Origin of the sequence: Natronorubrum tibetense GA33 (genome assembly GCF_000383975.1) — an archaeon.
In the GTDB taxonomy this organism is placed as follows: Archaea; Halobacteriota; Halobacteria; order Halobacteriales; family Natrialbaceae; genus Natronorubrum; species Natronorubrum tibetense.
The window spans coordinates 2,135,912-2,161,269 of the sequence record NZ_KB913017.1 but is presented as its reverse complement, the minus strand read 5'-3'; the positions used below and the strand labels follow the sequence as shown (position 1 = coordinate 2,161,269).

At 64.7% G+C, this 25,358-nt stretch carries 29 protein-coding genes and 1 pseudogene; 15 read left to right on the top strand and 15 right to left on the bottom strand.

Annotated features, from left to right (window positions below; translation table 11 throughout):
- Positions 1–30 precede the first annotated feature (30 nt).
- Positions 31–168 (top strand): hypothetical protein, encoded by a 138-nt coding sequence (locus tag NATTI_RS26060; RefSeq protein WP_019991824.1) that lies wholly within the window; start codon positions 31–33, stop codon positions 166–168.
- Between the two features lie 220 nt (positions 169–388).
- Here the strand turns inward: NATTI_RS26060 and hisS are convergent, their stop codons facing one another.
- Positions 389–1,687 (bottom strand): histidine--tRNA ligase, encoded by a 1,299-nt coding sequence (gene hisS, locus NATTI_RS0111355; protein WP_006089558.1) that lies wholly within the window; start codon positions 1,685–1,687, stop codon positions 389–391.
- Between the two features lie 167 nt (positions 1,688–1,854).
- Here hisS and NATTI_RS0111350 point away from each other — a divergent pair, with 167 nt between their 5' ends.
- The gene (locus tag NATTI_RS0111350) at positions 1,855–2,427 is read left to right on the top strand and encodes an integral membrane sensor signal transduction histidine kinase (protein ID WP_241434295.1); all 573 of its coding nucleotides are present in this window, start codon (positions 1,855–1,857) and stop codon (positions 2,425–2,427) included.
- Positions 2,379–2,525, top strand: a pseudogene (locus NATTI_RS27410) (ATP-binding protein); the annotation flags it as partial. The gene NATTI_RS0111350 and the pseudogene NATTI_RS27410, both read left to right, overlap by 49 nt.
- A 44-nt stretch (positions 2,526–2,569) precedes the next feature.
- Here the strand turns inward: NATTI_RS27410 and NATTI_RS0111345 are convergent.
- From NATTI_RS0111345 to NATTI_RS0111330, 4 genes are all read right to left on the bottom strand, one after another.
- Complete coding sequence (locus NATTI_RS0111345; RefSeq protein ID WP_006089556.1) at positions 2,570–2,956, bottom strand: hypothetical protein; 387 nt, start codon at positions 2,954–2,956, stop codon at positions 2,570–2,572.
- Between the two features lie 217 nt (positions 2,957–3,173).
- A complete protein-coding gene (locus NATTI_RS0111340; protein ID WP_006089555.1) occupies positions 3,174–3,767 on the bottom strand; it encodes a DUF7411 family protein in 594 nt (197 codons plus the stop codon).
- Positions 3,767–4,123, bottom strand: a complete 357-nt coding sequence (locus NATTI_RS0111335) for a DNA-binding protein (protein ID WP_006089554.1) — start codon at positions 4,121–4,123, stop codon at positions 3,767–3,769. The genes NATTI_RS0111340 and NATTI_RS0111335 overlap by 1 nt, the downstream gene beginning before the upstream one ends.
- Before the next feature lie 104 nt (positions 4,124–4,227).
- On the bottom strand, positions 4,228–4,680 hold the full coding sequence (locus NATTI_RS0111330; RefSeq protein WP_006089553.1) for a 30S ribosomal protein S19e: 453 nt from the start codon (positions 4,678–4,680) through the stop codon (positions 4,228–4,230).
- A 194-nt stretch (positions 4,681–4,874) separates the two neighbouring features.
- On the opposite strand from NATTI_RS0111330, the gene thiL reads away from it, so the two are divergent.
- Positions 4,875–5,771, top strand: coding sequence for a thiamine-phosphate kinase (thiL, locus tag NATTI_RS0111325; protein ID WP_006089552.1), 897 nt, complete (start codon positions 4,875–4,877; stop codon positions 5,769–5,771).
- A gap of 18 nt (positions 5,772–5,789) precedes the next feature.
- On the opposite strand, the gene NATTI_RS0111320 is transcribed toward thiL, so the two are convergent.
- From NATTI_RS0111320 to NATTI_RS0111310, 3 genes are all read right to left on the bottom strand, one after another.
- A complete protein-coding gene (locus tag NATTI_RS0111320) occupies positions 5,790–6,953 on the bottom strand; it encodes a site-2 protease family protein (RefSeq protein ID WP_006089551.1) in 1,164 nt (387 codons plus the stop codon).
- Positions 6,954–7,278: 325 nt separating this feature from the next.
- Complete coding sequence (locus tag NATTI_RS0111315; protein ID WP_006089550.1) at positions 7,279–7,524, bottom strand: DUF7123 family protein; 246 nt, start codon at positions 7,522–7,524, stop codon at positions 7,279–7,281.
- 251 nt (positions 7,525–7,775) lie between these two features.
- Positions 7,776–8,630, bottom strand: coding sequence for a molybdopterin synthase (locus NATTI_RS0111310; protein WP_006089549.1), 855 nt, complete (start codon positions 8,628–8,630; stop codon positions 7,776–7,778).
- A gap of 185 nt (positions 8,631–8,815) precedes the next feature.
- Here NATTI_RS0111310 and pyrH point away from each other — a divergent pair, with 185 nt between their 5' ends.
- The 3 genes from pyrH (at position 8,816) to NATTI_RS0111295 (ending at position 13,103) form a co-directional block, all read left to right on the top strand.
- Positions 8,816–9,541 (top strand): UMP kinase, encoded by a 726-nt coding sequence (gene pyrH, locus NATTI_RS0111305; protein WP_006089548.1) that lies wholly within the window; start codon positions 8,816–8,818, stop codon positions 9,539–9,541.
- Entirely contained in the window at positions 9,538–11,202 is a 1,665-nt protein-coding gene (lysS, locus tag NATTI_RS0111300; protein WP_006089547.1) for a lysine--tRNA ligase, read from the top strand. Before pyrH ends, lysS begins: the two co-directional genes overlap by 4 nt.
- Before the next feature lie 71 nt (positions 11,203–11,273).
- Complete coding sequence (locus NATTI_RS0111295) at positions 11,274–13,103, top strand: site-2 protease family protein (protein WP_006089546.1); 1,830 nt, start codon at positions 11,274–11,276, stop codon at positions 13,101–13,103.
- A 228-nt stretch (positions 13,104–13,331) separates the two neighbouring features.
- Here NATTI_RS0111295 and NATTI_RS0111290 read toward each other — a convergent pair whose 3' ends face one another.
- On the bottom strand, positions 13,332–13,970 hold the full coding sequence (locus tag NATTI_RS0111290) for a PadR family transcriptional regulator (protein ID WP_006089545.1): 639 nt from the start codon (positions 13,968–13,970) through the stop codon (positions 13,332–13,334).
- A 170-nt stretch (positions 13,971–14,140) separates the two neighbouring features.
- On the opposite strand from NATTI_RS0111290, the gene NATTI_RS0111285 reads away from it, so the two are divergent.
- Entirely contained in the window at positions 14,141–15,676 is a 1,536-nt protein-coding gene (locus NATTI_RS0111285; protein ID WP_006089544.1) for a heme-binding protein, read from the top strand.
- 712 nt (positions 15,677–16,388) lie between these two features.
- Here NATTI_RS0111285 and NATTI_RS26530 read toward each other — a convergent pair.
- Complete coding sequence (locus NATTI_RS26530) at positions 16,389–16,556, bottom strand: hypothetical protein (RefSeq protein ID WP_006089543.1); 168 nt, start codon at positions 16,554–16,556, stop codon at positions 16,389–16,391.
- 85 nt (positions 16,557–16,641) lie between these two features.
- Between NATTI_RS26530 and NATTI_RS0111275 the strand changes: the two genes are divergently transcribed.
- Complete coding sequence (locus NATTI_RS0111275; protein ID WP_019991822.1) at positions 16,642–17,097, top strand: hypothetical protein; 456 nt, start codon at positions 16,642–16,644, stop codon at positions 17,095–17,097.
- A 168-nt stretch (positions 17,098–17,265) separates the two neighbouring features.
- Here NATTI_RS0111275 and NATTI_RS0111270 read toward each other — a convergent pair whose 3' ends face one another.
- Together NATTI_RS0111270 and NATTI_RS0111265 are read right to left on the bottom strand one after the other, a co-directional pair.
- The gene (locus NATTI_RS0111270; protein WP_006089541.1) at positions 17,266–17,655 is read right to left on the bottom strand and encodes a DUF5611 family protein; all 390 of its coding nucleotides are present in this window, start codon (positions 17,653–17,655) and stop codon (positions 17,266–17,268) included.
- 179 nt (positions 17,656–17,834) lie between these two features.
- Positions 17,835–18,872, bottom strand: a complete 1,038-nt coding sequence (locus tag NATTI_RS0111265; RefSeq protein WP_006089540.1) for a DUF7093 family protein — start codon at positions 18,870–18,872, stop codon at positions 17,835–17,837.
- Positions 18,873–19,010: 138 nt separating this feature from the next.
- Between NATTI_RS0111265 and NATTI_RS0111260 the strand changes: the two genes are divergently transcribed.
- From NATTI_RS0111260 to NATTI_RS0111245, 4 genes are all read left to right on the top strand, one after another.
- Complete coding sequence (locus NATTI_RS0111260) at positions 19,011–19,310, top strand: DUF6432 family protein (protein ID WP_006089539.1); 300 nt, start codon at positions 19,011–19,013, stop codon at positions 19,308–19,310.
- A gap of 39 nt (positions 19,311–19,349) precedes the next feature.
- The gene (gene ygfZ, locus NATTI_RS0111255) at positions 19,350–20,441 is read left to right on the top strand and encodes a CAF17-like 4Fe-4S cluster assembly/insertion protein YgfZ (RefSeq protein ID WP_006089538.1); all 1,092 of its coding nucleotides are present in this window, start codon (positions 19,350–19,352) and stop codon (positions 20,439–20,441) included.
- A gap of 103 nt (positions 20,442–20,544) precedes the next feature.
- Entirely contained in the window at positions 20,545–20,787 is a 243-nt protein-coding gene (locus NATTI_RS0111250; protein WP_006089537.1) for a hypothetical protein, read from the top strand.
- A 158-nt stretch (positions 20,788–20,945) separates the two neighbouring features.
- The gene (locus NATTI_RS0111245) at positions 20,946–21,281 is read left to right on the top strand and encodes a hypothetical protein (RefSeq protein ID WP_006089536.1); all 336 of its coding nucleotides are present in this window, start codon (positions 20,946–20,948) and stop codon (positions 21,279–21,281) included.
- A gap of 75 nt (positions 21,282–21,356) precedes the next feature.
- Here NATTI_RS0111245 and NATTI_RS0111240 read toward each other — a convergent pair whose 3' ends face one another.
- Complete coding sequence (locus NATTI_RS0111240; protein ID WP_006089535.1) at positions 21,357–22,187, bottom strand: methyltransferase domain-containing protein; 831 nt, start codon at positions 22,185–22,187, stop codon at positions 21,357–21,359.
- 114 nt (positions 22,188–22,301) lie between these two features.
- Positions 22,302–23,120, bottom strand: a complete 819-nt coding sequence (locus NATTI_RS0111235; protein ID WP_006089534.1) for a helix-turn-helix transcriptional regulator — start codon at positions 23,118–23,120, stop codon at positions 22,302–22,304.
- A 112-nt stretch (positions 23,121–23,232) separates the two neighbouring features.
- On the opposite strand from NATTI_RS0111235, the gene NATTI_RS0111230 reads away from it, so the two are divergent.
- Together NATTI_RS0111230 and NATTI_RS0111225 are read left to right on the top strand one after the other, a co-directional pair.
- Positions 23,233–23,652 carry a hypothetical protein gene (locus NATTI_RS0111230; RefSeq protein ID WP_006089533.1) on the top strand — a complete coding sequence of 140 codons (420 nt, stop codon included), beginning with the start codon at positions 23,233–23,235 and terminating at the stop codon, positions 23,650–23,652.
- 81 nt (positions 23,653–23,733) lie between these two features.
- Complete coding sequence (locus NATTI_RS0111225; protein WP_006089532.1) at positions 23,734–25,074, top strand: TIGR00341 family protein; 1,341 nt, start codon at positions 23,734–23,736, stop codon at positions 25,072–25,074.
- A gap of 7 nt (positions 25,075–25,081) precedes the next feature.
- On the opposite strand, the gene NATTI_RS0111220 is transcribed toward NATTI_RS0111225, so the two are convergent.
- Positions 25,082–25,273, bottom strand: a complete 192-nt coding sequence (locus NATTI_RS0111220) for a hypothetical protein (RefSeq protein WP_006089531.1) — start codon at positions 25,271–25,273, stop codon at positions 25,082–25,084.
- Between the last annotated feature and the right edge of the window lie 85 nt (positions 25,274–25,358).

Genomic DNA, 25,358 nt, shown 5'->3' with positions numbered 1-25,358 from the left:
CAGGCGAGATTCGCAGCATAACGTCCGTCTATGTCAAGGCCCATCGTTGAGTCGATCGACACCGAATCACCGACCGTGCCGATCGCGTACTGTGCGGCGTGTGAGTGGGAGCGACGAGCGGACGAGGACTCGAGCACCGATCTCAACCGGGCGATGATCGACCACTAAGTCGAGACAGCCATGGCCCGATCGAACGGCTCGCTCTCGACGCTATCGGCGCGTCACGACTTCTGGAACCGTCGCGAACACGGGTAGTCGCTGCCGAAGAACAGGGATCGGCTGCGGACGATTCCACCCACGTGACTCTCGAGCTGACCAGGCCCGCTCGGAATTGTCGACTGACAAAGGGGTGCCTATTCGAGATCGGCGACCGGCAGCCGGGGAGTGCCTACTCGAGATCGTCGAACGTCGGCCGCTCGAGGTCGCCGGGGAAGGAATCAACCGGCACCTGCGTCTGGTCGCCCGACTCCATGTCTTTGATCGTGACCTCGTCGTTTGCGAGGTCCTGCTCGCCGACGATGACGACGGTTTCGGCATTGATCGAGTCGGCGTAATTCAACTGTGCGCCGAAGGATCGACCGGCGACGTCGGTCTCGACGACGTGCCCCGCCTCACGAAGCTCCCGGGAGATCCGAGCGGCCTCCGTCCGCGTGTCACCGATCTGGAGGACGTAGTAGTCCGTGGTCACTTCCTCCTCGGGCCAGACGCCCGCACGCTGGCACAAAAGCGACAGCGTGGCGTGGCCGGGCGCGACGCCGACCGCGGGCGTGGGCTGGCCGCCGAAGCTCTCGATCAGGTCGTCGTAGCGGCCGCCGCCGAAGATCGACCGCGAGACCTCCCCGGTCGAATCGAAGCACTCGAAGACGACGCCGGTGTAGTAGTCGAGTCCGCGCGCCGTCTCGAGCGAGATCGTACAGTACTCCCGCGCGCCGAAGTCCTCTGCGGCGGCGAGCACGTTTTGGAGGTTCTCGACGGCGTCGGTCACGCGCTCGGTGTCGGCGAACGCTTCGACGTCCTCGAGGTCGCCGCCCGCGATCAGGTCGTCGAACTCGGCGGCCTGGTCGGCCGTCAGCCCGGCGCCGATCAGCAGGTCGTGGTACTCCACCTGCGAGATCTTGTCCGATTTGTCGACCGCGCGGATCGCGGCTTCGGTGTCGACCTCGGTATCGTAGCTCTCGAGGACGCCGCCCAGAATGTCCCGGTGGGAGATGCGGAATTCGAACTGCTCGCCCGTCAGGCCGAGCCCGGTCAGCGCGTCGGCGGCCCACGCCAGAATCTCGGCGTCGGCTTCGGGCTCCGAGGAGCCGAAGATGTCGACGTTGGTCTGGTAGAACTCACGCTGGCGGCCCTGCTGGACCTGCTCGTAGCGCCAGAACGGCCGCGTCGAGAACCACTTGATCGGCTTCGAGAGCGCCTGTTGTTTCGCGACGACCATCCGCGCGACGGTCGGCGTCAACTCCGGCGTGAGCGTGACGTGGCGACCGCCCTGGTCTTCGAACGAATAGAGTTCGTCGACGATCTCGTCGCCGCTCTTGTCGGTCCACAGCTCGGCGCGCTCTAAGGCCGGCGTCCCGATCTCGCGGAAGCCGTAGCCGCGAGCGGTGTCCTCTACGACGTCGATGGTCGCCCGTCTGGCGGCCATCTCGCCGGGATAGAAGTCACGAAAGCCCTTGATCCGGTCGTACATGCTCGTCCGTTCGGGCACCGCGAACTTCTATCCTGTTATTCCCGAACGGCTGGGGCGCCGATGGCGGTAGCCACCCCTTTCGTACGGCGTTCCCGACGGTTATTTCCACCCCGGACGCGCTGAGGCCACCCTGTAAATTGACATCTTTCTGGATGGAGAGTGGCCTTGTGCAACGTATCGCGGACGACGACTGGGTCGCCGAGATCGGCGACTGGCTTCCGGTTTCGCCGGTGTCGGCCCTCGGATTCGTCCTCGCGGCCACGATCGGCGTCCGAATCGCCGGCGAGAGCGCCTCGAGCCAGGCGCTCCTCGAGAGCGTTTTCCCGCTCGTGACCGCGACGGCGGTTGTCCTCGCCTACGCGCTCGGCGGCTTTCTCGCCGCCGTCATCGTAACGGCGCTGCACCTCTACATCGCCTACCTCGAGGGGACCGGCGCTCACGCGCCGCTGTACTTACTGTTGATGGGCGGGACGATGGGCGTCGGTGCCGGCACCGTCGCCGGCGTTTTCGATAGCAAACAGCGGGCGGCGACCCGCGAGGCGCGACGCCAGAGCGACCGTCTCGAGGAGTTCGTGAGCGTGGTGAGCCACGACCTTCGGAACCCGCTTAGCGTCGCGCACGGTCGGCTCGACGCGGCGTTTCGGACCGGTAGCGCCGACCACCTGAAGGAAGTCGACGCCTCCCTCCAACCAAAATTCTGGAGCAGGGGTACTCGACCGCGAGGGACGGTTCGGGGCTAGGACTGGCAATCGTCCGCGCCATCGCCGACGCTCACGGCTGGTCGATTGCGGTCACCGAGAGCGAGGCGGGCGGCGCGCGGTTCGAGTTCACTCGCTAGCGCCATCGTGTGTCAATCGCGCCGCCATTCTACAGGTCCGTTCGTCACGTCGATCGGCCGTAACCGGTGTAGTGCAGAATCAGGTACGGTGGAACGGTGGCGACGGCGAGACAGAGGGCGAAGACGACTCCTTCCGAGGCAGCGGTGAACTCGAGGAGTGCGACCAGTAGCCCGGTTGCAAGCAGAGCGAATGCGGCGAAGAGCTTGTTTTCGGCGGTTACCAGTCCCTCTCGTTTGACGGCGATATACAGCGAGACGGCCACGAGGACGACCGTCCCGGCGAGCACGGCGACGAGCAAACGAAACCAGCCCGTTAGCAGCCCGACCCAGAACCCGATTCCGACGGCCAGGTATCCGACTGCGAGCACGGTCGTCGCCAGCCGCCCGGTGAGAAACTCGCTGTCGGTCGCCGTCAACTGTTCCGTGGGCATATTTCGAAACCGTCCGATAGTCACAAATAGATTAATATCGGCGACTCCCACAGGAACTGTCACGCTTCGCCCGCCGGTCGCGTGCACGGAGACGGCTCCGTGGAAACGAAACAGGGCCTTGACCCACTCGAGTGGGCCAAACCACTCCAACAAAGCTCGAACGCGTGGTCGAAGTCCGAGCGGGTGGTCGAAACGCTCGGGCCTGACCGACCGAGGCCTACTCGAGGACGCCCGTCACGTACGTCTGCGTGTGATCTGGGAAACACTCCGCGATGGCACCGGGACCGGCTTCGTCGGCGATGATCGCCCGCAGCTCCGCCTCGTAGTCGGCTCGGTCGATCTCCTCGCTCGGGCCGGCGACGACCTCGAGTTCCGTCTCGACCAGCCGATCGACCGCGGTCCGTCCGAACCCCGACAGGGGGGCAATGTAATCGATCTCGTGACGGTCTTCGAGGCTCTGGGCTTGTGCCCTCGAGACCGTGGGGACCCGGTCGTCGCGCCGGGTGCCGTCCGCGATGGCGTCGTACTCCCGTTCGGCCAGCCGCTCTAAGGCGTGCAGGTGAACTTGCTGGATACCGTTTCGGGGGAAGCCGTCCTCGCGGATCGTCCCGGCGGCGTCCCGGGCGACGTCGGGATCGAGTTCGAGGCGTTCGAACTCGAAGTCGAGGGCCGCGGCCGTCTCCCGGGCGTGAGTCCAGTCGTCACTGACGCCGAAGTGGGCCGTGACGAGGGTGACGTCGTAGAACTCCGCTAAGAGCAGCGCCGCGAGCGTCGAGTCCTTGCCGCCGCTGTAGAGAACCCCGAGCTTCATCAGCGACGCGTGATGTCGAAGCTCTTCGAGTCGGGCTTTAACTCCTGGAGGAGCTTCTTCATCTTGTCGTCGTCAATTTTCCCCTGGATGCGTCCGCTTTTGGCCAGCGTAACGACCTGTCGCTCGACCTGCTCGCCGAACTGGGGCTTGCTCATCTTGACCGTGTTGAGCCGTTTCCGGGCGTCGTCGGTCAGGTACTGACGCAGAAGGGCCTTCTTTTGGGCTTCGGCCTGCTGCTGGGCCGCTTCCTGCGAGGCGCCGGCCTGGCCTTGCTGGCCCTCGGCCTGTTCCTGTAGCTGCTCCATCTTCTTCTGTCGGAGCTCCTCGAGTTTCTCCTCGTCGGGTGAACCACTCATAGGCTACTGTTGTGTTCCACGGTGGAAAATGATTACGGAGGAGATGCACGACTGCCGGTGCTCGAGGGAACGTTCGGTGAGAAAAGCCGGTCTCGGGTGCGTCGTTACGCGTAGCGCTCGAGTTCCGGACGGTCGAGCTCTTCGAGGACGTTTCCGGCGGTGTCGTCGAGGAGACTCTGGCCCGCGGGCGTGATGCGTCGGCCCTCACCCTCGGCGGTCTCGACGAGATCCTCTTCCTCTAACTGCTGGAGGATGGTGCGGATCAGGTTCTTCGAGCCGTCGGCGCGTTTGTCAGGGGCGACCTGGTAACGGTTCGAGGTCTTGCCGCCGCCGTACTCCGTCGAGAGTCGCTCGACGCCGACGGGGCCGCGGTCGGAGACCTTGCGCAGGAGGCTCGCGGCGCGGGTCGCCCAGAACTGTTCCTGTTCCGGTGGGAGTTCGCGATCGACACCGCTCTTTACGAACTTACCCCAGTCGGGTTCGTCGAGCCGTTCCTCGAGATCGTCGGCGAGCGCCTCGATGAGGTCGTCCGCCGGAACGTCGTACATCGTAGCCATTGGCGTGTGGTTTCCGTCCGCGGCATTTAAGGCCATCGTATTCTGCCGGTGTGTCGCGGTGCGTGCGGAGTGTGTACACGGATTTTGCGGGTTCCGCGGGGGCGGAGTCTAGGCTCGTCCCCCGGGCCGAGGTCGGTTTCACTCTCACGGCCCCAGCCCGGATCGTTTTTCGTGCTGGACTCGAAACGGACGGTATGGACGAACGCGCCGCGCTGGCGCTGCTAGAACGCGAACTCGAGGCTGCCGGCGACGACGCCGCCGTCGTCGACGGGCTCGTGATCACGACGGACATGCTCCACGAGCGGACGGACTTTCCGGCCGGCACGACCCGCTACACGGCGGGCTGGCGCGCCGTCGGAGCCTCGCTCTCGGACGTCGCCGCGATGGGTGCCGAAGCGACCGCCGCCGTCGCGGCCTACGCGGCCCCCGAGTTCGACGCCGAGGAGCTACTCGCGTTCGTACGCGGCGCGAGCGACGTCTGCGAACGCGTCGGCAGCGAGTACGTCGGCGGCGACCTCGACGGCCACGACGAGTTCACCGTGACGACGACCGCGATCGGCAGCACCGACGACCCCGTCTACCGCAGCGGTGCGACCCCCGGCGACCGCGTCTGCGTCACCGGCACGCTGGGCCGCAGCGCCGCCGCACTCGAGTTGTTCGAGCGCGGGACCCGTCGCGAGGATCCGGACGCGCTCGAGCGCGCGAACGACCTGTTCCGGTTCGAGCCGCGGGTCGCGGCCGGCCGAACGCTCGCGCCCCACGCGACCGCGATGATGGACTCCAGCGACGGACTCGCCCGCTCGTTGCACCAACTCGCCGACGCTAGCGACTGCGGATTCGAGATCGGCGCCGATCGGATTCCAATCGACGATGCGTTACTCGACGTCGCCGCGACCGACGACGAGGCGCTCGAGCGCGCGACGACCTTCGGCGAGGACTTCGAGCTGGTGGTCACGCTACCCGAGGACGCAGTCGAGACCGTACAGTCGGCACTCGCGGTCGATCTATCGGTGATCGGCACCGTCACCGCGCGCGAGAGCGGAATCACGATGGACGGCGAGGCGCTCGAGGATCGCGGCTACACGCACTGATAGCAGAGCTGGGGTTCGCTACTGGATGATCTCGAGGGGAACGGGCATGAAACAGAGCGCACCGAGTCCGAACGTGAGGATGCCGACGAGGAGTCGGCCGGTGTCCAGTCGCTCGTCGGTGACCGGACGGGCCGCCCCCGCCGAGGCGAAGAGGGCGGTCAGGATCCCCCACAAAATCCAGATGAACACCGACTGGAACCCGTAGCCGCCGACGAAGTAGAGGTAGCCCGCGAGCGCGATCAGTGCGGTCGGAACGATCGTGCTGACGAGCGCGTGGAACTCGCCGGCCATCGCTCGAAGGATGTGCCCGCCGTCGAGTTGGCCCACCGGAATTAGGTTGAGGAAGGTGACGAACATGCCGACCCAGGCGCCGATGACGACCGGGTTGACGTTTCGCGTCGGGTCGTCGGCGTACATCGGCTGGTCGACCGCCCACGCGAGCAACTCGAGCATCGGCGGGATCCCGAGTCGGAACCCGCTCCCGTCAGCCTCCTCGAGGAGCGGTTCCGGAACGGTGACGGGGGGCATGTGCAGCCCGATAATCGCGACGGCGACCGTCGCGACCAGTCCGGCGAGCGGGCCGGCGACGCCGATATCGAACAGCGCTTTCCGGTCGGGCATCTGTCCTTTCAGTTTGATCACCGCACCCATCGTCCCGATGATCGTCGGGATGGGGATGAAGTACGGTAACGAGGCGTCGACCTCGTGATAGCGGCTCATCACGTAGTGGCCCAGTTCGTGGACGCCGAGTACCCCAAGAATCGCGAGCGAGAAGGGCCACGCCTGGACCATTACCATCGGATCCGACAACGGATCGAGCTGGGGGTACCACCAAAGTGCGCCGACAAACAGCGTCGAGACGACCGTCGCCAGCAACAACAGGACGTTCGTCCACGGGATCCCGTTGATGCCGAGGTCGATCGGCTCGGCGACGAGCACATACTCGCCGTACCGGGTGGTCAGCTGCGGATCGTAGCCCGCCTTTCGGAACGCGGGCCACAGCTCGCGCATCGCTTCCTCGGGATGTACCCGCGGATCGCCGTAGTAGATCAGCTGATCGCCCTCGGTTCGGATCTCGTAGATCGTAAACACGGACTCGATGCGCTCGAGCGGCGGCCCGGCGTCGAGCGACGAGCCGTCCGTCCGCGCCGATCCGAACTCGGACGAGTCGACGTCGTCCATCATCGATGGTTCAGGGCCTCCTCGTATAAATCGCCTGTCGTCGGCAGCGCCGACTGGGATAGTAACAACTGAAACGATTCACACACCGATTGAAACGCCGTCGTGACTTTTAGTGGCTACTGTGGGTTGCACTACGGGTTCGAAACGAACGGGTCGGACGGAAGGGTGTGGCCGACCCGAAAGGGTGCTGCGGGGACTTCAGGGACCGTGCCGGTTCGCAGTCGAACCGCGTCGGCACGCAGGGTGTGGTTGGGGGTGGGCGTAGCGGGGATCGTGGGAGATCCGTCGCGTCGGGGGTCGGAGTGACCGATCGACACGATCTGCGTCAGGCGGGGGCGACACGCCAGGTGGTCGCGCTCGTGTAGGACCACTTCTCGATCTCGAGGTCGCTGACCGAGTCGGAGAGTTTGACCATCAGCGCGCCGATCTCTTTGGGGGACATGCCGACGTCGTCTGCGATGAACTTGCCTTTGAAGTACAGCTCGCCGTCTTCCGCGCGGTTGCGCAGGTAGTTCGTGAGGCGACGTTCTTTGCTTTCCGTGGAGGGTTGGGCTGTCGTGCTCATCGACATCAACCACTTGTGGGGGGAATATGTTATAAAGGGAGGATGGTTAGCGGCGTTTCGTTTGTGTTCAGGGATTTGGGGGGTAATCGACGTTTTATTCTCGGTAATGATAACTTCTCTCGAGCGTCTAGATCGTCCGAAACGTTTTAAAACCGCCGCTAATCTATTATCGCCGTCGAAACACTCACGGGTATTAGAATATCCTTTTTCGAGAGGCTTGACCTATTTTGAACGAATCATTCACGGAATCAATACTCTTACGATTGCTCGTGAACCCAGAACTCGTCGTCGACCGTCACTTCCTTCTTGAATAGCGGCACCTCGTCTTTCAGCCGGTTGATTCCGTCTTCGACGGTCCGAAACGCCTCGCCGCGGTGGCCGGCTAGCACCACGACGAAAACGATATCCTCGCCGTCCTCGACGACGCCGGTTCGGTGATAGAGTTCGACCTCGAGAACGCCGTCGCGGGACTCGAGATCGGTCTCGAGGGCGGCCATGCGCTCCTCGGCGATCCCCTCGTACTTCTCGAACTCGAGGTACTGGGTGCGCGCGTCGTCCGCGTCGTCTTTCGCCCGGACGCGACCGGTGAAGGTGGCGATCGCACCGGATAGCTCAGCTTTCGGCGAGCGTTTGACGCGGTCGACGAGCGATTCAAGCGTTTCGTGGGGATCACAGTCCTCGAGCGCGGCCAGGACGGCGTCCGGATCGAGGTCGCCGGGCGCCTCGACGGCGGCGATCACGCGGTCGCCGTCTTCGTCGTCCGCTGAAGTGGCCGCCGTCTCACCGTCCGTACCGACGACGACGGTGGGGTGGCGGAGCCCGTCGACGCCGACGACGACGGCGTAGTCGCAGTCGGTCGCGAGTTGATCGACGACACTGTCGATCGTCATTCCGGTTCCGGAGGCCGTCCAGTCCCCGTCAGCGCCGAGGTCGTAGCTGACGTCGCCGCCGAGGGTCAGCGAGTCGTGGGCCTGCATCCCGTCGGCGATCGTCGCGTCGTACCTGACGACGCCGACGCGTCCCTCCCGCTCGAGTCGATCGACGAGCCGGTTGACGACCCGCTCGCGTGCGTCGTCGCCGGCCCCGCGGTCGCAAATGCCGAGTACGTACATGTTCGAAACGAGGTGCCCTCTGACTTTGTAGCTGTCGACGCCGATTCACGTCGCGGGGAGGTGTGCCCGCTCGTGATCGGGTTGCCCCATTCACTTCGGGATTCGCTCCCGTGTTCGTGTGAGACACGCGCGCTGCCACCCAGTTGGCAACCCTTAAGATAGCAACCCGGTTACACCGGGATAGCATGAAAGTGGTCGTCTCTATCGGCGGAAGCGTTCTCGTGCCCGAACTCGGGACGGATCGGGTAGCCGAACACGCAGCCGTCGTCGAAGACCTCGTCGCGGACGGCTGTCGCGTCGGTGCCGTCGTCGGGGGCGGCGGCGTCGCACGCGAGTACATCAGCGCCGCTCGCGACCTGGGGGCAAACGAGATCGAGCTCGATCAGTTGGGGATCGATGTCACCCGACTCAACGCGCGCCTGCTTATCGCCGCGCTGGGCGGCGATTCGGTGACGGCGCCGGCGAAAGACTACGAGGAGGCCGGCGAGGCCCTCCAGCGAGGCGGCATCTCGGTCATGGGCGGGGTCGCACCGGCCCAGACGACCGACGCTGTCGGCGCCGCCCTCGCGGAGTACGTCGACGCCGATCTGCTCGTCTACGCGACGAGCGTCCCCGGCGTCTACAGCGACGATCCCAACGAGAACGCCGAGGCGACGAAGTACGACCACCTCTCCGCTGCGGACCTCGTTGACGTCATCGCCGGCCTCGAGATGAACGCCGGCGCGTCGGCACCCGTCGACCTGCTGGCGGCGAAGATCATCCAGCGCTCGGGTATGCGAACGATCGTTCTCGACGGTACCGATCCGGACCGCATCTCGCGTGCGGTCCGCTACGGCGAGCACGACGGCACCGACGTCATCCCCGAGGGTGCGGGCGAAGAACCGACCTACTGGGCGCAGGACGACCAATGAGCGACGAGAGTCCGTACACCCTCCAGCGTGAGGATGCAGAACGGCACGCCTTCTGGGCGGATGCGGTCGCGGATCGAGTGGAAGAGCGCGTGGCCGACCGTCCCGGTGATGACCCAATCGTCGTCAAGGGCGGCATCTCGCCGTCGGGCGTTCCCCACCTCGGCAACGTCAACGAACTCTTGCGGGGCTACTTCGTCGCCGAGGTGCTCCGCGATCGCGGCCACGAGGTCAGGCAGGTCTTTACCGCGGACGACCGCGACCCGCTGCGAAAGCTTCCCCGCACCCTCTGTGATCTCGAGGGGAACCTCGTCGACCTCGGCGATGTCGACGCGGGGGCGCTCGGACGCAATCTCGGCGCGCCGTACACCGACATCCCGGATCCATTCGGCTGCTGTGACTCCTACGGCGATCACTTTGCGGCGATCATCCAGGACAGCGCAGACGCCGTCGACGTCCCGATCGAACTGCTCTCGAACACCGAACTGTACGAGTCGGGCGATCTCGAGGATGTCACTCGATTCGTGCTCGAAAATCGCGAGCGCGCACGCGAAGTCCTCGCCGAGTACCAGGACAAGGTCGACGAGGACTACGTCCCGTTCAACCCGATCTGTGCGGAGTGTGGGAAGGTGACGGAGACCGTGACGAGCGTCGATTTGGACGCTGAGCCGCCGACCGTGGACTACACGTGTACCGACATGGACGCCGGCGACCGAACGATCGAGGGCTGTGGCCACGAGGGCACCGCGACGCTGCGTGAGGGCAAACTGCCCTGGCGCTTCGAGTGGCCAGCCCAGTGGCAGACCCTCAGCGTCGACTTCGAACCCTTCGGCAAGGACCACGCCGAAGGCTCCTGGCCCAGCGGACAGGACGTCGCGCGCAACGTCCTCGAGATCGAGCCGCCCGTCCCGATGGTCTACGAGTGGTTCACCCTCGAGGGTGAGCCCTTCTCCTCCTCGGAGGGGAACGTCATCCTCGTCTCGGACGTGCTCGAGCTACTCGAGCCCGAAGTGCTGCGCTACTTTTTCGCGAAGGACCCCGCGAAGGCGCGGGACTTCAGCATCGAACGGCTCGACCAGTTGGTCGACGAGTTCGACCGCCTCGAGGCGATCTACTTCGACGAGATCGACGCGGACGAAGACGAGACGGCCTTCGCGAAGCGCGTCTACCCGTTCGTCGTCGAGGAGCCGAGAGCGGAGCGCGTTCGACTCCCCTACACCTTCGCCGCCGTGCTCGGGATGACGGACGATCCCAACCTGCGCGAGGAGATCGCCCGCCGCGAAGGTCACATTCCGGACGACGCGCCCGAGTGGGCGATCGAGGGAGCACTCCAGCGCGTCGAGCAGGCCAGAAACTGGGCGCGACGCACCGAAAACGAGTTCGACTACGAACTCAAGCGAAGCGAAATCCCCGATCACGAGTTCGACGCGGCGACGGAAGCGGCACTCGAGGAACTCGCCGACTTCATCGAGGGGGGTCACGAACCCGACGAGATTCAGGGCGAGATCTACGAGACGGCGCGCCGTCACGACGTCGATGTTGGCGACTTCTTCACTGCGGGCTATCGGCTCTTTTTCGACGAGGAGCAGGGGCCGAAACTCGGCTCGTTCCTCGCGAAGGTCGACCGCGAGTTCGTCGTCGCCCGGTTGCGCCGGGAGCGGTGAGCCCGACCGACCCGGTTCGGTCGGTCGAATAGACAAAAGCCCTTTGAGAACCCCTCCCCGAAGTAGGACCAATGGATCACGGTTTCCCTGCTGTCGTCTCGGTTCCCGAACTCTACGGCTCGGAGACGCTCACGTGGGTCGTCGCCGGCCTGCTCGTCTACTGGTTCGGGATCATCGCCCTCCGACGAGCGGATCTGCTGCCGGAGTACGTCGGGACGCAGGGACCCATTCTCACGTTCCACACCAAACGCGGCCGGGAGTTCCTCGACCGACTGTCGAAGCCCAAGCGGTTCTGGCGGGCCTGGGCCAACCTCGGCGTCGGCATCGCTATCGTCGTGATGGTGGCGATGTTCGTCCTCCTCCTGCTTGCCGCTATCTCCGCGATCACGTCACCTCAGCCAACCGGCGGCGTCCAGCAGCCCCGAAACGTCGTTCCGTTCCCCGGCGTCAACGACTTCCTGCCGCTCTCGGCGACGCCCGGCATCGTCATCGGGCTCCTCGTCGGGCTGGTCGTCCACGAGGGCGGCCACGGCCTGCTCTGTCGCGTCGAGGACATCGGCATCAAGTCGATGGGCGTCGCCATGCTCGCGATCATCCCCTTCGGTGCGTTCGTCGAACCCGAACAGGAGAGTAGCAAGAAGGCCTCGAGAGGGGCCCAGACGCGGATGTTCGCGGCGGGCGTCACGAACAACTTCGCGGTCACGATCATCGTCTTCGCGCTTCTTTTCGGTCCGATCGTCGGGGCCATCGCCGTCGCCCCCGGTGCCGCGGTCGGCGGCGTCGCGCCGAACTCGCCCGCCGCCGACGCGGGCGTCGAACCGAACGACCGAATCACCGCCGTCGACGGCGACCCCGTCGAGACGAACGACGACCTCGCCGACCGACTCGAGGCCCACGACGGGCAACAGGTCGAACTTGAACTCGACGGGGAGCGGACCGTCATGGTCGATCGGTCACTGCTCGTGACCGCCGCGATGGAGAACGGTCCCGCCGGCGTCGACGCCGGCGACGCAATCGTCGAGGTAAACGGCGAGACGGTCGTGACCGAGCGCGAGTTCCTCGACACTGTCGGCGACGACGAGGTCGTGACGCTGACGATCGCCACTGCGGACGGCGACCGAAGCGAGCGCGAGGTGCCGATCGGCGCCGCGGTCGGGGTCGTCGAGGACGGCCCGCTCGAGGAGGCACTCGGCCCGACCGACGAGACGTTCGTCATCACGTCCTTCGAAGGGGAGCGAACGCACTCCTACGACGACCTCGACGCGTTGCTCTCGGAAACCGAGGCGGGTGACGAGGCGACCGTCGTCGGCTATCTGGACGGCGAGCGCGAGGAGGTCGACGTAACCCTCGGCGACCATCCCCGCGAGGACTCCGGGTTCCTCGGCGTCAGCCCCACACCCGGCACGTCCGGCTTCGAAGTGAGCGATATCGGCGTCCAGCTCTATCCCGCCGAGGAGTATCTCTCGATTCTCGGCAGCGACGAGGGAAGCAGCTACGGCGGCGTCGCCGACTCCTTCTTCGGAAAGATCGGGCTCTCGATACTGCTCCCGGTCATCGGAGTCGTCGGCTTGCTGCCGTTCAATTTCGCCGGCTTCACCGGCGGCGTCGAGAACTTCTACGAGGTGCAGGGATCGCTCGCGGTACTCGGAGATAGCACCGTGTTCATCCTCGCGAACATCCTGTTCTGGACCGGCTGGATCAACGTCCAGCTCGGCTTCTTCAACTGCATTCCGGCGTTCCCGCTCGACGGCGGGCACATCCTGCGGACGAGCACTGAGGCCGTCGTCTCGAGACTCCCGGTCGAGACGACTCGCGGGCATGTGCGGACGGTGACGACGACCGTCGGACTGACGATGCTCATCAGCTTCCTCACGATGTTGTTCCTGCCGTTCCTCCTCTAGAATCGGTCGGCCGGCTTCGGTTCGAACCACGCCCAGTCGTGCTCACTCCGGTGCGCGCGTCTGGTCTACTTCGAATCTCCGCGGCTGCATTTCCCTGCACCGCAGACTCGTCACTCCGTTCCTCGTATTGCGGTGCGGGAAAAGTGGGCCGGCTTCGGTTCGAACTGACGATCGGTCGTCACGATATTGTACTGTCGACAAGACGGTTCGATTCGACCTCGTCGAACGCTAATCGTCTTCGTCGTCGTCCGTCTCCGTGTCGTCGTCCGCGTCCGATTTCGCCGCCTCGACGTCTTCGTCGTCGTCCGTCTCCGTGTCGTCGTCCGCGTCCGATTTCGCCGCCTCGACGTCTTCGTCGATGCCGTGGCGCTCGTAAAACTCGTCTGGCGTCGCCTCGACCCGTTCGAACTCGGTGTCGAAGTAGTGTTCGTGGTGGCGGACGACCTGCTCGACGATCCACTCGCTGAACGTTTCGTCGAACCGCCACTCGCCGTCGGGTTCGGGAATCTCGAACCGCTCGTCGGTCGAGAACGCCGCGTAGACGTGGAAAAAGCCGAGGATGACGTCGGCGAAGTCCCGGGCCTTCTCGGTACAGCTCTCGCGGCGCGTCTCGAGCTCCGCGTACCCCTCCTCTGTCAGCTCGAAATACTTCCGGTCGGGTTCGTCCGCACGCTCGATCCGTTCGGTCCACCCCTTCTCCTCGAACTTGTAGAGGATGGGGTAGACGGAGCCGTAGGACGGCTCCCAGTGACCGCCGCTGATATCGCGAATCTCCTTTAAGATCTCGTAGCCATAACGCGGTTTCTCCTCGAGGAGTTCGAGAACGAGATAGGCGATGAGTCCTTTCGGCGGCCCACTTTTCCGCATGTAGCCCGTGATTTAAACCGCCGTACGTAAAGGGTTTCGGTCGGATCCACTGCTGCCGAGCGGCGGCTGAGACGGACGGTCTCGGCGTTCGGTGGCTCGACTCCGAGCGGCGAGAATCCCCTCGTCGCGAAACCCGGTCCTTCTTAGCGTCGCCGGCCCAACCCGCGCACATGGAACGACGGCAGCCGCCACAGACCGAAGAGGGCTGGTACGTCCTGCACGATTTCCGGTCGATCGACTGGGACGCCTGGCGCGACGCGCCGGAACGGCGTCGCTCGCGGGCGATCGACGAGGGTATCGACTACCTCACCGCCGCCGAGAGCGTCGCCGACGCCGACGAGGGCGACTCGGCGACGTTCGCCGTTCTCGGCCACAAAGCCGACCTGCTCGTGCTCCACCTGCGGCCGACGCTCGGCGATATCGACGCCCTCGAGCGTCAGTTCGAGCACACGGCGCTCGCCGAGTTCACCGAGCGAGCCGACTCCTACCTCTCGGTGACGGAAGTCTCGGGCTACATGTCCCAGGACTACTTCGACGACGACGCCGAGATGGACGACACCGGGATGGCCCGCTACATCGAATCACGGCTCAAACCCGAGATTCCGGACGCGGAGTTCCTCAGCTTCTACCCGATGAGCAAGCGCCGCGGTCCCGACCACAACTGGTACGAACTGCCGTTCGACGAGCGCGCGGAGTACCTCTCGAACCACGGCGAAATCGGCAAGGGGTACGCCGGCCGCGTCACCCAGATCATCTCCGGCAGCCTCGGACTGGACGACTTCGAGTGGGGCATCACCCTGTTCGGCGACGATCCGACCGACGTGAAAGAACTGCTCTACGAGATGCGGTTCGATCCCTCGAGTTCCCGCTTCGCCGAGTTCGGTCGGTTCCTCTCGGCTCGGCGCTTCCCGCCCGAGAACCTCGGCGCGTACCTCGCGGGCGACCGGGTTCCACAGGAGGGTGGCGACGCTCACGGCGGTCATCACCACGGCGGATCGGACTCGAGCGGCCACCACCACGGTGACTCGGAATCCGGCGGTCACCACGGGGATTCGGGTGGTCACCACGGGGACTCGAGCGGCGGCGGCCGACCTGGCTCCGACGACGAGGACGTCCGCAGCGAACTCGAGGAGATCGGCGTCTACGCGGGCCAGCCACACGGCGAGGACGTCCACGCGGTCGTCCTCTACTCCGAGGCCGACGCCGACGAACTGTTCGACGAGGTCGACGGGCTTCGAACGAACTTCGATCACTACGATACGCACGTGAAGACGGCGGTGTACGAGCCGAGTACCGTTGGCAGCGGAGACACCGAGAACGCCATCGTCAGCCTCTGGGAGACCGAACGCGCCGCGAACACGGCTGCCGGCTTCCTCGCGGATCTGCCGGATATCGTCCGGCAGGCCGGCGATGACGACAGCGATTCCTGGGGGACGATGGGGATGTTCTACACCGTCAAACCCGACCACCGCGAGGACTTCGTCGGGACCTTCGGCGACGTCGGTGGGCTGCTTGCAGAGATGGACGGCCACCGCAAGACCGATCTGCTGGTCAATCAAGAGGACGAAAACGACATGTTCATCGCCAGCCGCTGGGACTCCCGCGAGGACGCCATGGCGTTCTTCCGCAGCGACGCGTTCGGCGAGACGGTCGAGTTCGGTCGCGACATCCTCGCCGACCGGCCTCGGCACGTCTTCCTGGCCTGATCGGGTCGACTGTTGTCACGGGAGGGGACCACGAAGACGCACCAACTCCTGTGGCCGATTCAATTCGAGCCGCCCATAGGATTCACCAATACTGCGGTGGTCAGAAACTATTTAGTTGCAGTTCCGAATGATTTTGTAATGAATCGCCGGTGCGTGTTAGCCTCAGCATCCGTCGGAATCACAACGAGTATTGCAGGATGTCAACGGCTTCAGGATACTTCAGCACGACCTACTTCTGTAGCAATTGTTGAGTTGATAAATCAACGTTCTCGCACAGTCCGATTTCAAGTATATTTCGAGACCGACAATGAAGTCGTATTCTGGGATTCGTACGAGCTCGACGGGACTGATACGGATAGGGCAACTACCTTGGTCATAGACGAGGGGTTGCCGGCAAATATTGGTGATGAATTGACTATCCGTGTTTGGATAGACGGCACTTGGGAGTCGGTCGTAGTACCTGATTATGAATGTATATACGCTGGTGCGTGGGCCAAGCACACTTCAGAAGATACCATCTCAGTGAGCACCCGAGAACATCATGATTGTCCAGATGACTAATCGAAATACACTACCGCCACCTATCGAACCATCTTCGACAGTCAGTGTTCAGCCCGTGATCGTGCCTCGAGGGCAGAGTAGCGTCAAAACGGATCGATAGCGGTGTGTAATCGACCCCACAGCCGTCTCCGCCCGTCGCGTTCAACTCCTCTCATTCGTCGTAGAAGAAGTAGCCGGCGAGACCCGCCAGACCCAGTGCGAGCGTGATGTACGGCCAGTTTCCGGCGTCAGTGTCCGTCAGGTGGGCGTGGCCGGCGACGAAGACAGCGAAGCCGATGTGGGCGACCAGCGTCGCGAGCAGGAACGCAGCGATATCCATCGTTCGGGTGATTTGACGGTCCGGTATTAGCCGTTTCGGAGTCTCGAGGAAAAGGTTCTCGAGGCCGGTCCACGATAGTCACCGTGTGAACCGACGCGCGTTCGTCGCCCTCGTCCCGTCGATCGCCCTCGCGGGCTGTCTGACGCGGCTCGGTCTCGCCGACCGCGTCGAGATCGCCCGGAAGTCCGTTCGCCTCCAGCCGACGGAGACGGACGATCCGATCGACGCGGCCGTGCGGCGATACGATCCCGACGAAGGGGCGTTCTACGACGGCGAGATCCACGACGCTCTCGCTGACGAGATCGGCGAGGATGACCCGCTCAAGCTTTCGGATGCTCTCGTCACGGAACTCGAGCGCGAGTTCGAGACCATCGAGTATCGGATCCGCGCCTGCGAGATGGACGAGAGCGACGACTGTCGACGGACGGCGGTCGTCCGCGAAGATTTCAACGAGATCGAGGTCGGCGACGTCGCCGATTTTGTCTTCCGCAGCTCCGGCGGACTGGTCTCCGTCCACGAGCGACGTGACCACCGCGAGTGATCGACGGACGAGTGCTCGCTGGGTGTCGAAAACGGACCGCTCGCTGATTATCGAGCAACGAGACACTCGCCGGCTATCGACCGGCGGGACTCGCAGGTCGTCGGACCGGACGATACGCTATTCGGCTGCTGTTCGTCGCAGAAGCGCGTGACTGCGGTTCTCGTCCGATCAGGCGTCGACGTCGTGGTCCGGGTCGTCCTCGACGGATCGTTTCATCGAGTCGCGGCGGGATTTGGCGTCCCGGCCGGTCGCCTCGAGTAGGAAGTCGTTCTTCGCGTCGACGGCGTCGGCTGCGGCCTCGAGTTCGTCGGGACCGAGTTCGGTCGGATCGCGTTCGTAAAACTCGACGCCGAGTTTGTCCTTTTTGCCGGAGTACTCGATCGTCCCGGCGACGACCTTTTCGAAGACTGGGTTGTCGGGTTCGCCGATCACGAAGAGGTCGCTTCCCTTGTACTCTTCCGTGTCGGTGATGGGGCCGAAGTAGTCCACGACTGTCGACTCCATATCGGGGATTCGCTCCTCGAGGTACTCACCGCGACGCATCTTGTACTCCTTCATGAATCGGAAATACACGGCGGACTGTTTACCTCTTTTCATAGCCGATCTCTCATCGATTCGACAGACGACGCGAGCAGCGGCTGGTGAGGGGGAGTATCGGCGCAGTTCTGCTGTCGTACGAAGTCAGTCGGTCCCTCCCGATGAGTCCGGCGACCGCTCGGTCGCGCGTGTCGGCTGCGCTACTGCTCGCGTTCGCCGAGGTAGCCCTTTCGGCACTCGGGACAGATGTCGCCGGCGCGAAGCGAGCTCCGGTCGCTGCCAGCAACGTACTCACATCGCGGACAGTAGAACTCGGAGGGGATGTCGTCGCGAGCCGTCCCGCCGCTCTGGCCGGGCGTCGGCGCGGTCGCTGCTCGCTCGATGCCGGAACCCGAATTGCCGCTGGTGTCAGCCTGCGCCGTCGCTTCGTCCGCGCCCTGAGCGTCAGACGGGTTCGGTTCCGTCGTGGTCACCGACCGAGCGTCGGCCGCCGCGGGTGACTCGGCTCCGTCGCTGGTCGCGTCGGTGTCGTCCTCGAGGATCATAGCGTCGTCGGTGACCTCAGTGTCCGCGTCGACGAGTTCGGCGTCGTCGTCGGTCTCGGCGGGTGCCACCGCATCAGCGTCGTCCGCCTCCGCGTCGTCGCTGTCCGGCCACTCGGTTGGCTCGTTTGCCGCGCCGACGGGCGGCCCGACGTCCTCCGAGTCGGGCCACTCGCCGTGTTCGCGGTCGCGATCGGCCGGCGGTTCGTCGTCCTCGAGGATTTCGCCGTCGTCGGTGACGGGATCGCCGTTCTCATCGGTCGGAACGTCGAACTCGTCCTCGGCCTCGTCGGAGCCGGCCGCCGGCTCGGTTTCGGGTGCACCGGCAGCCGGCGCGGCCGGATCGGCATCACCGTCGTCGGCGTCGATCAACGCAGCGTCGTCATCGCCTTCGGAGAACTCGACCTCGGTGCCGGCCTCCGCGGTCGCGTCTGGTGGTGTTTCGACGGCCTCGCCGTCGGTCGGTGCAGTCGAGTCGGACTCGAGATCGTACTCGTCGGGAAGCGCGTCGGCGGCCGTCTCGGCGGAGAGGCTCGTTACCTCGGTGTTCTCGCTAATGACGTTCCGATCGCCACAGCGCTCACACTCCTCGTACTCCTGGACGGTTACGACGACCTCACTGCCCCGTTCTTCGCGCTCGCGTTCGACGTCGGTGTCACCGTAGTCGTGACCGAGCAGCGAACATCGCAGGACCATTGTCCCACCGTACCCAGTCACACCATAAAAAACGTACTGCCTCTCGAGACACGAGTTATATCACGAACGTCACGATCGGTCGCTGCCTGCCCGGTGAACGACAAACGTCAAATCCCCGGTCGTCGAATACGGAAACGGATGAGAGCAAAGCGGGAGTACCGGGACCGGGAGTCGACGGAGGTGGCGGTACTCGACGCGCTCGTCGATCGCACCGACGACGGGATGACCGTCTTCGAACTGCGCGCCGCCGTCGAGGTCGATATCGACGAACTCGAGATGGCGCTGTCGACGCTCAAGGAGGACGGCCTGATCACCGTCGAATCCGGAACCAGCGAGACCGTCATCAAGCCCGACGACCGGGTCGTTCCGGAAACGCCGACCGACGAAGACGAGGCGCAAACGATCGGGGACTGGATTCGCGAGCGCCTCCCCTTCTGAATCGAAACGCCTGTGGGGTGCAGGCTCCTGAGAGTAGGCATGAGCGTCATCGAGTCTATTCATACCGATCACGGCGCGACGTTCGGCGAGCGTGACGGCCGAACGATCGTCGAACACTTCGGCCGGCCCGAGCGAACCCACCGCGCGGTCCGCAACGGCGTCGGCCTGCTCGAACTGGCCTACGGCGTCGTCGTCGTCGAGGGTGACGATCGACTCGAGTACGTCGACAACGTCGTCTCGAACCGCGTACCGGCGGAAAACGGGCAGGGCTGTTACGCGCTCGTCCTCGACCCCCAAGGCGGCATCGCCGTCGAACTCTACATCTACAACGCAGGCGAGCGCCTCTTGCTCTTTACGCCGCCCGCCGAGGCGGAGCCGCTGGCCGAGGACTGGTCCGAGAAGGTGTTTATCCAGGACGTCGACATCCGCGTCGCGACCGACGAGTACGCGATCTTCGGGATCCACGGACCCCACGCCACCGAGAAGATCGCCAGCGTTCTCAACGGCGCGGCGTCGCCCGACGAGCGCTACTCGTTCGTCCGCGGGACGATGGGTGACGAAGGCGTGACCGTCATCCGCACCGACGCGCTCACCGGCGAGGAGAGCTACGAAGTGATCTGTGCGGCCGACGACGCCGAGGGCGTCTACGACACGCTCCTCAATCAGGGGCTCAACGCCGCGCCCTTTGGCTACCGAACGTTCGAGAGTCTCGCGCTCGAGGCCGGTTCGCCGCTGTTCGAGACCGAACTCGAGGGTACGCTCCCGAACGTGCTCGGCCTGCGAAACGCGCTCGACTTCGAGAAGGGCTGTTACGTCGGCCAGGAGGTCGTCTCCCGCGTCGAGAACCGCGGCCAGCCGAGCCGGCGGCTGGTGGGACTGACGCTCGAGGATGAGGCAGTTCCGGACTCCGGCGCGGCCGTCTTCGACGGCGATAGCTCGGTCGGTGAGGTCACTCGCGCGGGAGAGAGTCCGCTGCTCGAGCAGACTATCGCGCTCGCGCTCCTCGACTACGGGCTCGAGAACCACGAACTGACGGTTCGCGTCGCCGGTGAGGAAGTGCCCGCGACCGTGACCGAGTTGCCATTCCTCGAGGGATCGGACTCGTCCGACCGGTTACCGGCGTATCAGTAACGCCCGCGTTCGGCATCCGGCAGTCGAACGGCGCACCGACACGCGCTGTCTCACACTCACAATCTTCGGCATAGTTACGTCAATTGATAGCAAACGACCGGGTATGTCAGATCTGGTCCTCGCCCTCCTGGTCGGTCTCTTCGTCATCCAGATCCCGATGGCCGTGCTCGTCTACATCGATGCGAGGCGACTCGGACTCGAGAACCCCGAACAGTACGATCTGGGGATCATACTACCGGCAGCCGGATTTCTCGTCTTCGCTTACTACGTGTCCAAGCGAGGGATGCTCGCACGGCGAGCCGCGGAGTCGGACGACGGGCGACCATCCGAAACCGAACGCGCCTGATGGCCTCGAGCCCGTTGCTGGAACCCGCCAGCCGGTATCACGGATAGCGCTACTGGAGGTCGCTACGGGCTCGAATCGGTCGGATCGACTGTCCGACTGCCTGTAGTCCACCCCAGAAGAGTAGATGGATTTTTGATGTTTCCGTCCGAGAGAGCCGTATGTTCGAAACGATGACGATCGTTCTCTCGGTCGTCTTTCTGGTCGGCGGACCGCTCGGCGTCGCCAACGGTTATCGGATCTATACGGCGGAACAGCGGGCCAGAGCGAACCGGCTCTGGCGGGTCTGGATCGCGCTGTCGGTCCTCGAAAGCGTCGTCGGACTCGTCTGTTTGATTTGGGTCCTGACGCGGGGACTGCCAACGGTCTGGCTCTTTACCGCGCTGACGGCCGTCCCGCTGCCCGTGGCCCTCGTTCAGTGGCGCATGCAAGAGCGCATGGAGTTTGCGGGCTGGATGGACGAGTGGCTCTCCGGTCGCGGCTCGAGTGATTCGTAGCTCTCGGTCTGATTCGGGTTCGTCGAGGATAGGAGACCTCTCCGCTCGACGAGCGCTGGCGACCGCCCTCCGTTGCTATCCGCGCGCAGTGAAGCAGTACGATTCCATCGGGAAGACGACTCCCTCGTCGTCGATATACGCGTCGATCCCGTCCCCAACCGCTTGAATCAGCTCGTCTCGAACCGTCCGCTCGGCGGCTGCGATGGGCTCGGCCAGCGGTGAGCTTGCAGCTTCCCGACGCACGAACTCCGCCACCGATGGATAGCGCATCGAGCCGATCTCGATGGTGACCGATACGTCGTCGAACCCCGCCTCGCGGGCGAGTGTTCGGAGGGTATCCCCGTCCCACGCGGGGAACGGAGAGCGCATCATCGCCCCGGCCTCATCACCGATGTGGCTCTCCAGCGCGTCGGCCGCGACGACGTAGCCGGGCTGGTACTCCAACGGTCGCCAGACGCTGAGCGCCACGCGTCCGCCCGGTTCGAGGACGCGGTGCATCTCCTCGAGTGCAACGGACGGTTCGTCGACGAACTGGAGGGCCTGTTGGCAGCAGGCAACATCGAATCGTCCCTCGGGAAACGGGAGATCTGTCGCGTCCCCCCGTCGCCACTCGATCGTGGGTCGGCGTTCGTCGTCGGTCGTCTCCGCCGCCACCGCGAGCATTCCCTCGTTGGTGTCGAGGCCCACGACGGCTCCGTGCTCATCAACCCGAGAGGCGGCTCTGCGCGCCACGATGCCGGTCCCGCACGCGACATCTAGGAGACGATCACCCTCACGCGGATCGGCGGCATCGAGGAGCCGTTCGGCCCACGGGGCGAACAGCGGTGGGACCAAGTACCGTTCGTAGGCCTCGGAAGCGGATTGTTCGAGCTGCCAGCCGGCGGATTGGTATTCCTGATCGCTCATGACAGTTCACCACGAACGCGAGTACGCGGCAGGCGAATGTATAATTTCCTAGTGAAATATTTCACGACGTGAACGCAGCGGTCGACAGAGGGAGGTTCGAACCGGATAGACCGCTCACGGAAACGATTCGACCGAAAGGAGGTCGTCTGCCGCCTCGAGCGGGCTGGCTTCCGCCCGGAACCGCTCGTAGTACGACGCCGCCCACCCGTGCATCTCGTCGCTCCCCGTGTCGACGAGCGAGCGGAGCGTTCCGGTTTCGTGATCGAAACAACAGATGCTGACCCGGTCGTCGAAGAGGCAGATCCCACACCGTTCGTCCACCGGGAGGTCGTCGTGCAACAGGACGGTGTAGTTGGGTCGCGTGGTCGCCTCCGCGACGGTTTTGCCGTCCCACGACAGGAGTTCCTCGAAGACGGCAGGCGGATAGATATATTCACACACCAGATCGTCCAGGGCGCGGTCGAAGAAGGGTTCCAAATTACTCGACTTGAGCATCGCCATCCCGAATCCGTACATTGTCGTCGTCTCTGCGAGTAGATCCGTGAGGCGTTCGACGGGCTGATAGGGGTATCCGGGACCCGGAACGGAGACGACTACGTCGGTGAACAGGTCGACGCTGAACCCGTCGACCTCGTGTGGCAGCCACGGCCAGACCGTTCGGAGTCGTCGCTCGAGCGCCATCGCGTCGACGAAGGTCCCGAATCGATCCGCGACGAATTCGCCCAGTTCGGTCAGCCGGTACGTTCGTCCGTCCCGTTCGATCCAGTGGCGATCCTGAAAGTCGGTGAGGATTCGCCCCAACGTCGGCGAGGAGGCCCCGGTCGCGGCGCGCAGGTCGCCCCGGTCACACGGGCGTTCGGCCAGCGTCTCGAGTACCCCGACGCGGTGGTCGGAGCGGGCGAGAAAGTCGATATCGTCGAGTGTCTCTCCCATAGTCGTGGTACGAAGTGGCACACAATAATCGTGCAGGTAGAGCGCCGTCGCACGGTCCCATCCCGGAACTGGCCGGCCGTAGCGTCAAGCACACCGACGGTCGACTCCCGCCATGGGTTCGAGTCACGACACCCCGATCGAGACCACCACGGATTTCGAGGAACTGTCCGCGCGACTGCGCACGCAGTCGAGCGACGCCCCCGGCTCCGATACCGCGCGCGTGACGATTCGCTCGTTCGACGAGATCAGCGCCGACTCGCTCTCCGAGTTGCTCGAGGCGGGTGCAAACGACGCCGCCGATCCGTCAGGCCTCGTTTTCGTGCTCTCGCGAGCGAACGCCGAGCTCCTGCTCGAGCGGGCGTTCGACATCGACGACGCGGACGAACTCGAGGACGTTCTGGGTCGGCCGGTACAGATCGAAGCCGAGATGCCCGACGACACGGTCCTGCTATTGGATCCCGACGCCGTCGACGGCGAGGAGATTCGCAACCCCGACGCCATCGCCTGCGGGATCGTCGGCACCGACGACTGACGCTGTTCGCGCGCCCTCGTCTCGTTACTACCCGTCTCCTGCCGACCCCGAAATTATCCACGGCTCGATTGTGGGTCCCGTATGCGCTATCTCGAGATTACGGTCCCGGATGGAAAACGTCGGGCCGTGCTCGACATCTTAGAGGAGGAGGGAGTCGACTACGTCGTCAGCGACGAAACCAGCGGCCGGGGGTACACGGCCGTCGTCCGGTTCCCGCTGCCGACGCGGGCCGTCGAACCGGTGCTCGACCGACTGCGCCGAGCCGGTATCAGCGACGACTCCAGCGTCGTCGTAATCAACGCCGAGACGGTCCTCTCAGAACAGTTCTCGACGCTTCGTGACCAGTACAGCCAGGGTGGGAAGGGGGCTCGCACCTCGAGGCAAGTCCTCCGGACGAAAGCCGACGAACTCACGCCGCCGTTTACCATCTACGCCGTCATGTTGCTCATCAGCGCCGTCGTCGCCACCGCGGGCCTGCTGGCCGACTCGCCGGCGGTCGTCATCGGCGCGATGGTCATCGCCCCGCTTCTCGGGCCCGCGCTCGCGGCCAACGTCGGCATCGTCACCGGTGACAACCGGCTCAAGGCGACCGGTTTTCGCTACCAGTTCGTCGGCGTGACGATCGTCGTCGGGGCGTCGATCGTCCTCGCCACCCTCGCTCGGTTCGCCGGCCTCGAGCCCGCGGGGGTCGACATCGTCGTCGCGACCGAACTCGAGGAGCGCGTCTCGCCGAACCTGTTCTCGCTCGCGGTGGCGTTGGGAGCCGGGATCGCCGGCATCCTGAGTCTGACGCGGGGCTTCTCGGAGGCCATCGTCGGCGTGATGATCGCCGCGGCGCTGATCCCGCCCTCCGCCGCGGTCGGCATCACCGTCGCCTGGGGGATGTACGGCGCGGCGATCGGTGCTGCCGTCCTCGTCGTCGTCAACCTCCTCTCGATCAACCTCGCCGCGCTGGCGACGCTGTGGATCGCCGGCTACCGCCCGCAGGGGCTGTTCGAGGTCTCACCGACCCGCAAACCGACGTACACCTACGCGACGATATTCGGCGTCGGACTGCTGGTGCTCGCCGCGCCGCTGGCCGGCGTCACGCTCCTCGATTTCCACACGACCGAACTCGAATCGTCGGCCGAGAACGAGGTCGAGGCGGTGCTCAACGAGTCCGAGTACGAGCACCTCCAAAACGAAGACGTCGCGGTCGAACTCGACGGCAACTACCCGATTCAGTCGATCGATCGAGTCATTGTTACCGTCGGCGGCGAAGAGCCGGGACCCGAGTCGGGGCTCGCCGATCGGCTCTACGAGGCGATCGAACCGCACGGCGACGAGTCGCTGGTCGTCGAAGTGCAGTACGTGGTCGCCGAACAACGCGGTGAGGAAACCGAGACGCAGCGGGTGACGGTTCGACCCTCGAACGGGACCTAAGCGACGCTCACTGATTTATTCCGGCGCCGAGAGCAACGCCGATAGCCACGCCGATCGGGAGCCACAGCGCCAGGTTGTCCGTCCCGATACCGATCGAAACGCCGATCGCCATTCCGATCGCGATTCCGGCGCCGAGGCCCGTCTCGTCGAACCCGTCGCTATCGTCCGATTCGGATTTCGGCGCTGCTGGGTCAGCCATACCGGATTATAGTGCTCGGAGTGATAACTATCTCCGGCGCTCGAGTCGGCCGACGACTGGACGCTCCGACCACTGGACCGAGTGC

Excerpts from the sequence above, each read along its gene's own strand:
- NATTI_RS0111220 (WP_006089531.1), bottom strand. The coding sequence starts at position 25,273 with ATGGCTGACCCAGCAGCGCCGAAATCCGAATCGGACGATAGCGACGGG.
- NATTI_RS0111285 (WP_006089544.1), top strand. The coding sequence starts at position 14,141 with ATGGAACGACGGCAGCCGCCACAGACCGAAGAGGGCTGGTACGTCCTG.
- thiL (WP_006089552.1), top strand. The coding sequence starts at position 4,875 with ATGGACGAACGCGCCGCGCTGGCGCTGCTAGAACGCGAACTCGAGGCT.
- NATTI_RS0111265 (WP_006089540.1), bottom strand. The coding sequence starts at position 18,872 with ATGGTCCTGCGATGTTCGCTGCTCGGTCACGACTACGGTGACACCGAC.
- NATTI_RS26060 (WP_019991824.1), top strand. The coding sequence starts at position 31 with ATGTCAAGGCCCATCGTTGAGTCGATCGACACCGAATCACCGACCGTG.
- NATTI_RS0111270 (WP_006089541.1), bottom strand. The coding sequence starts at position 17,655 with ATGAAGGAGTACAAGATGCGTCGCGGTGAGTACCTCGAGGAGCGAATC.
- NATTI_RS0111240 (WP_006089535.1), bottom strand. The coding sequence starts at position 22,187 with ATGAGCGATCAGGAATACCAATCCGCCGGCTGGCAGCTCGAACAATCC.
- hisS (WP_006089558.1), bottom strand. The coding sequence starts at position 1,687 with ATGTACGACCGGATCAAGGGCTTTCGTGACTTCTATCCCGGCGAGATG.
- lysS (WP_006089547.1), top strand. The coding sequence starts at position 9,538 with ATGAGCGACGAGAGTCCGTACACCCTCCAGCGTGAGGATGCAGAACGG.
- NATTI_RS0111330 (WP_006089553.1), bottom strand. The coding sequence starts at position 4,680 with ATGGCTACGATGTACGACGTTCCGGCGGACGACCTCATCGAGGCGCTC.
- NATTI_RS0111230 (WP_006089533.1), top strand. The coding sequence starts at position 23,233 with ATGGGTTCGAGTCACGACACCCCGATCGAGACCACCACGGATTTCGAG.
- NATTI_RS0111260 (WP_006089539.1), top strand. The coding sequence starts at position 19,011 with ATGAGAGCAAAGCGGGAGTACCGGGACCGGGAGTCGACGGAGGTGGCG.
- NATTI_RS0111335 (WP_006089554.1), bottom strand. The coding sequence starts at position 4,123 with ATGAGTGGTTCACCCGACGAGGAGAAACTCGAGGAGCTCCGACAGAAG.
- NATTI_RS0111345 (WP_006089556.1), bottom strand. The coding sequence starts at position 2,956 with ATGCCCACGGAACAGTTGACGGCGACCGACAGCGAGTTTCTCACCGGG.
- pyrH (WP_006089548.1), top strand. The coding sequence starts at position 8,816 with ATGAAAGTGGTCGTCTCTATCGGCGGAAGCGTTCTCGTGCCCGAACTC.
- NATTI_RS0111295 (WP_006089546.1), top strand. The coding sequence starts at position 11,274 with ATGGATCACGGTTTCCCTGCTGTCGTCTCGGTTCCCGAACTCTACGGC.
- NATTI_RS0111235 (WP_006089534.1), bottom strand. The coding sequence starts at position 23,120 with ATGGGAGAGACACTCGACGATATCGACTTTCTCGCCCGCTCCGACCAC.
- NATTI_RS0111225 (WP_006089532.1), top strand. The coding sequence starts at position 23,734 with ATGCGCTATCTCGAGATTACGGTCCCGGATGGAAAACGTCGGGCCGTG.
- NATTI_RS0111340 (WP_006089555.1), bottom strand. The coding sequence starts at position 3,767 with ATGAAGCTCGGGGTTCTCTACAGCGGCGGCAAGGACTCGACGCTCGCG.
- NATTI_RS26530 (WP_006089543.1), bottom strand. The coding sequence starts at position 16,556 with ATGGATATCGCTGCGTTCCTGCTCGCGACGCTGGTCGCCCACATCGGC.
- NATTI_RS0111320 (WP_006089551.1), bottom strand. The coding sequence starts at position 6,953 with ATGGACGACGTCGACTCGTCCGAGTTCGGATCGGCGCGGACGGACGGC.
- NATTI_RS0111245 (WP_006089536.1), top strand. The coding sequence starts at position 20,946 with ATGTTCGAAACGATGACGATCGTTCTCTCGGTCGTCTTTCTGGTCGGC.
- NATTI_RS0111315 (WP_006089550.1), bottom strand. The coding sequence starts at position 7,524 with ATGTCGATGAGCACGACAGCCCAACCCTCCACGGAAAGCAAAGAACGT.
- NATTI_RS0111310 (WP_006089549.1), bottom strand. The coding sequence starts at position 8,630 with ATGTACGTACTCGGCATTTGCGACCGCGGGGCCGGCGACGACGCACGC.
- ygfZ (WP_006089538.1), top strand. The coding sequence starts at position 19,350 with ATGAGCGTCATCGAGTCTATTCATACCGATCACGGCGCGACGTTCGGC.
- NATTI_RS0111250 (WP_006089537.1), top strand. The coding sequence starts at position 20,545 with ATGTCAGATCTGGTCCTCGCCCTCCTGGTCGGTCTCTTCGTCATCCAG.
- NATTI_RS0111290 (WP_006089545.1), bottom strand. The coding sequence starts at position 13,970 with ATGCGGAAAAGTGGGCCGCCGAAAGGACTCATCGCCTATCTCGTTCTC.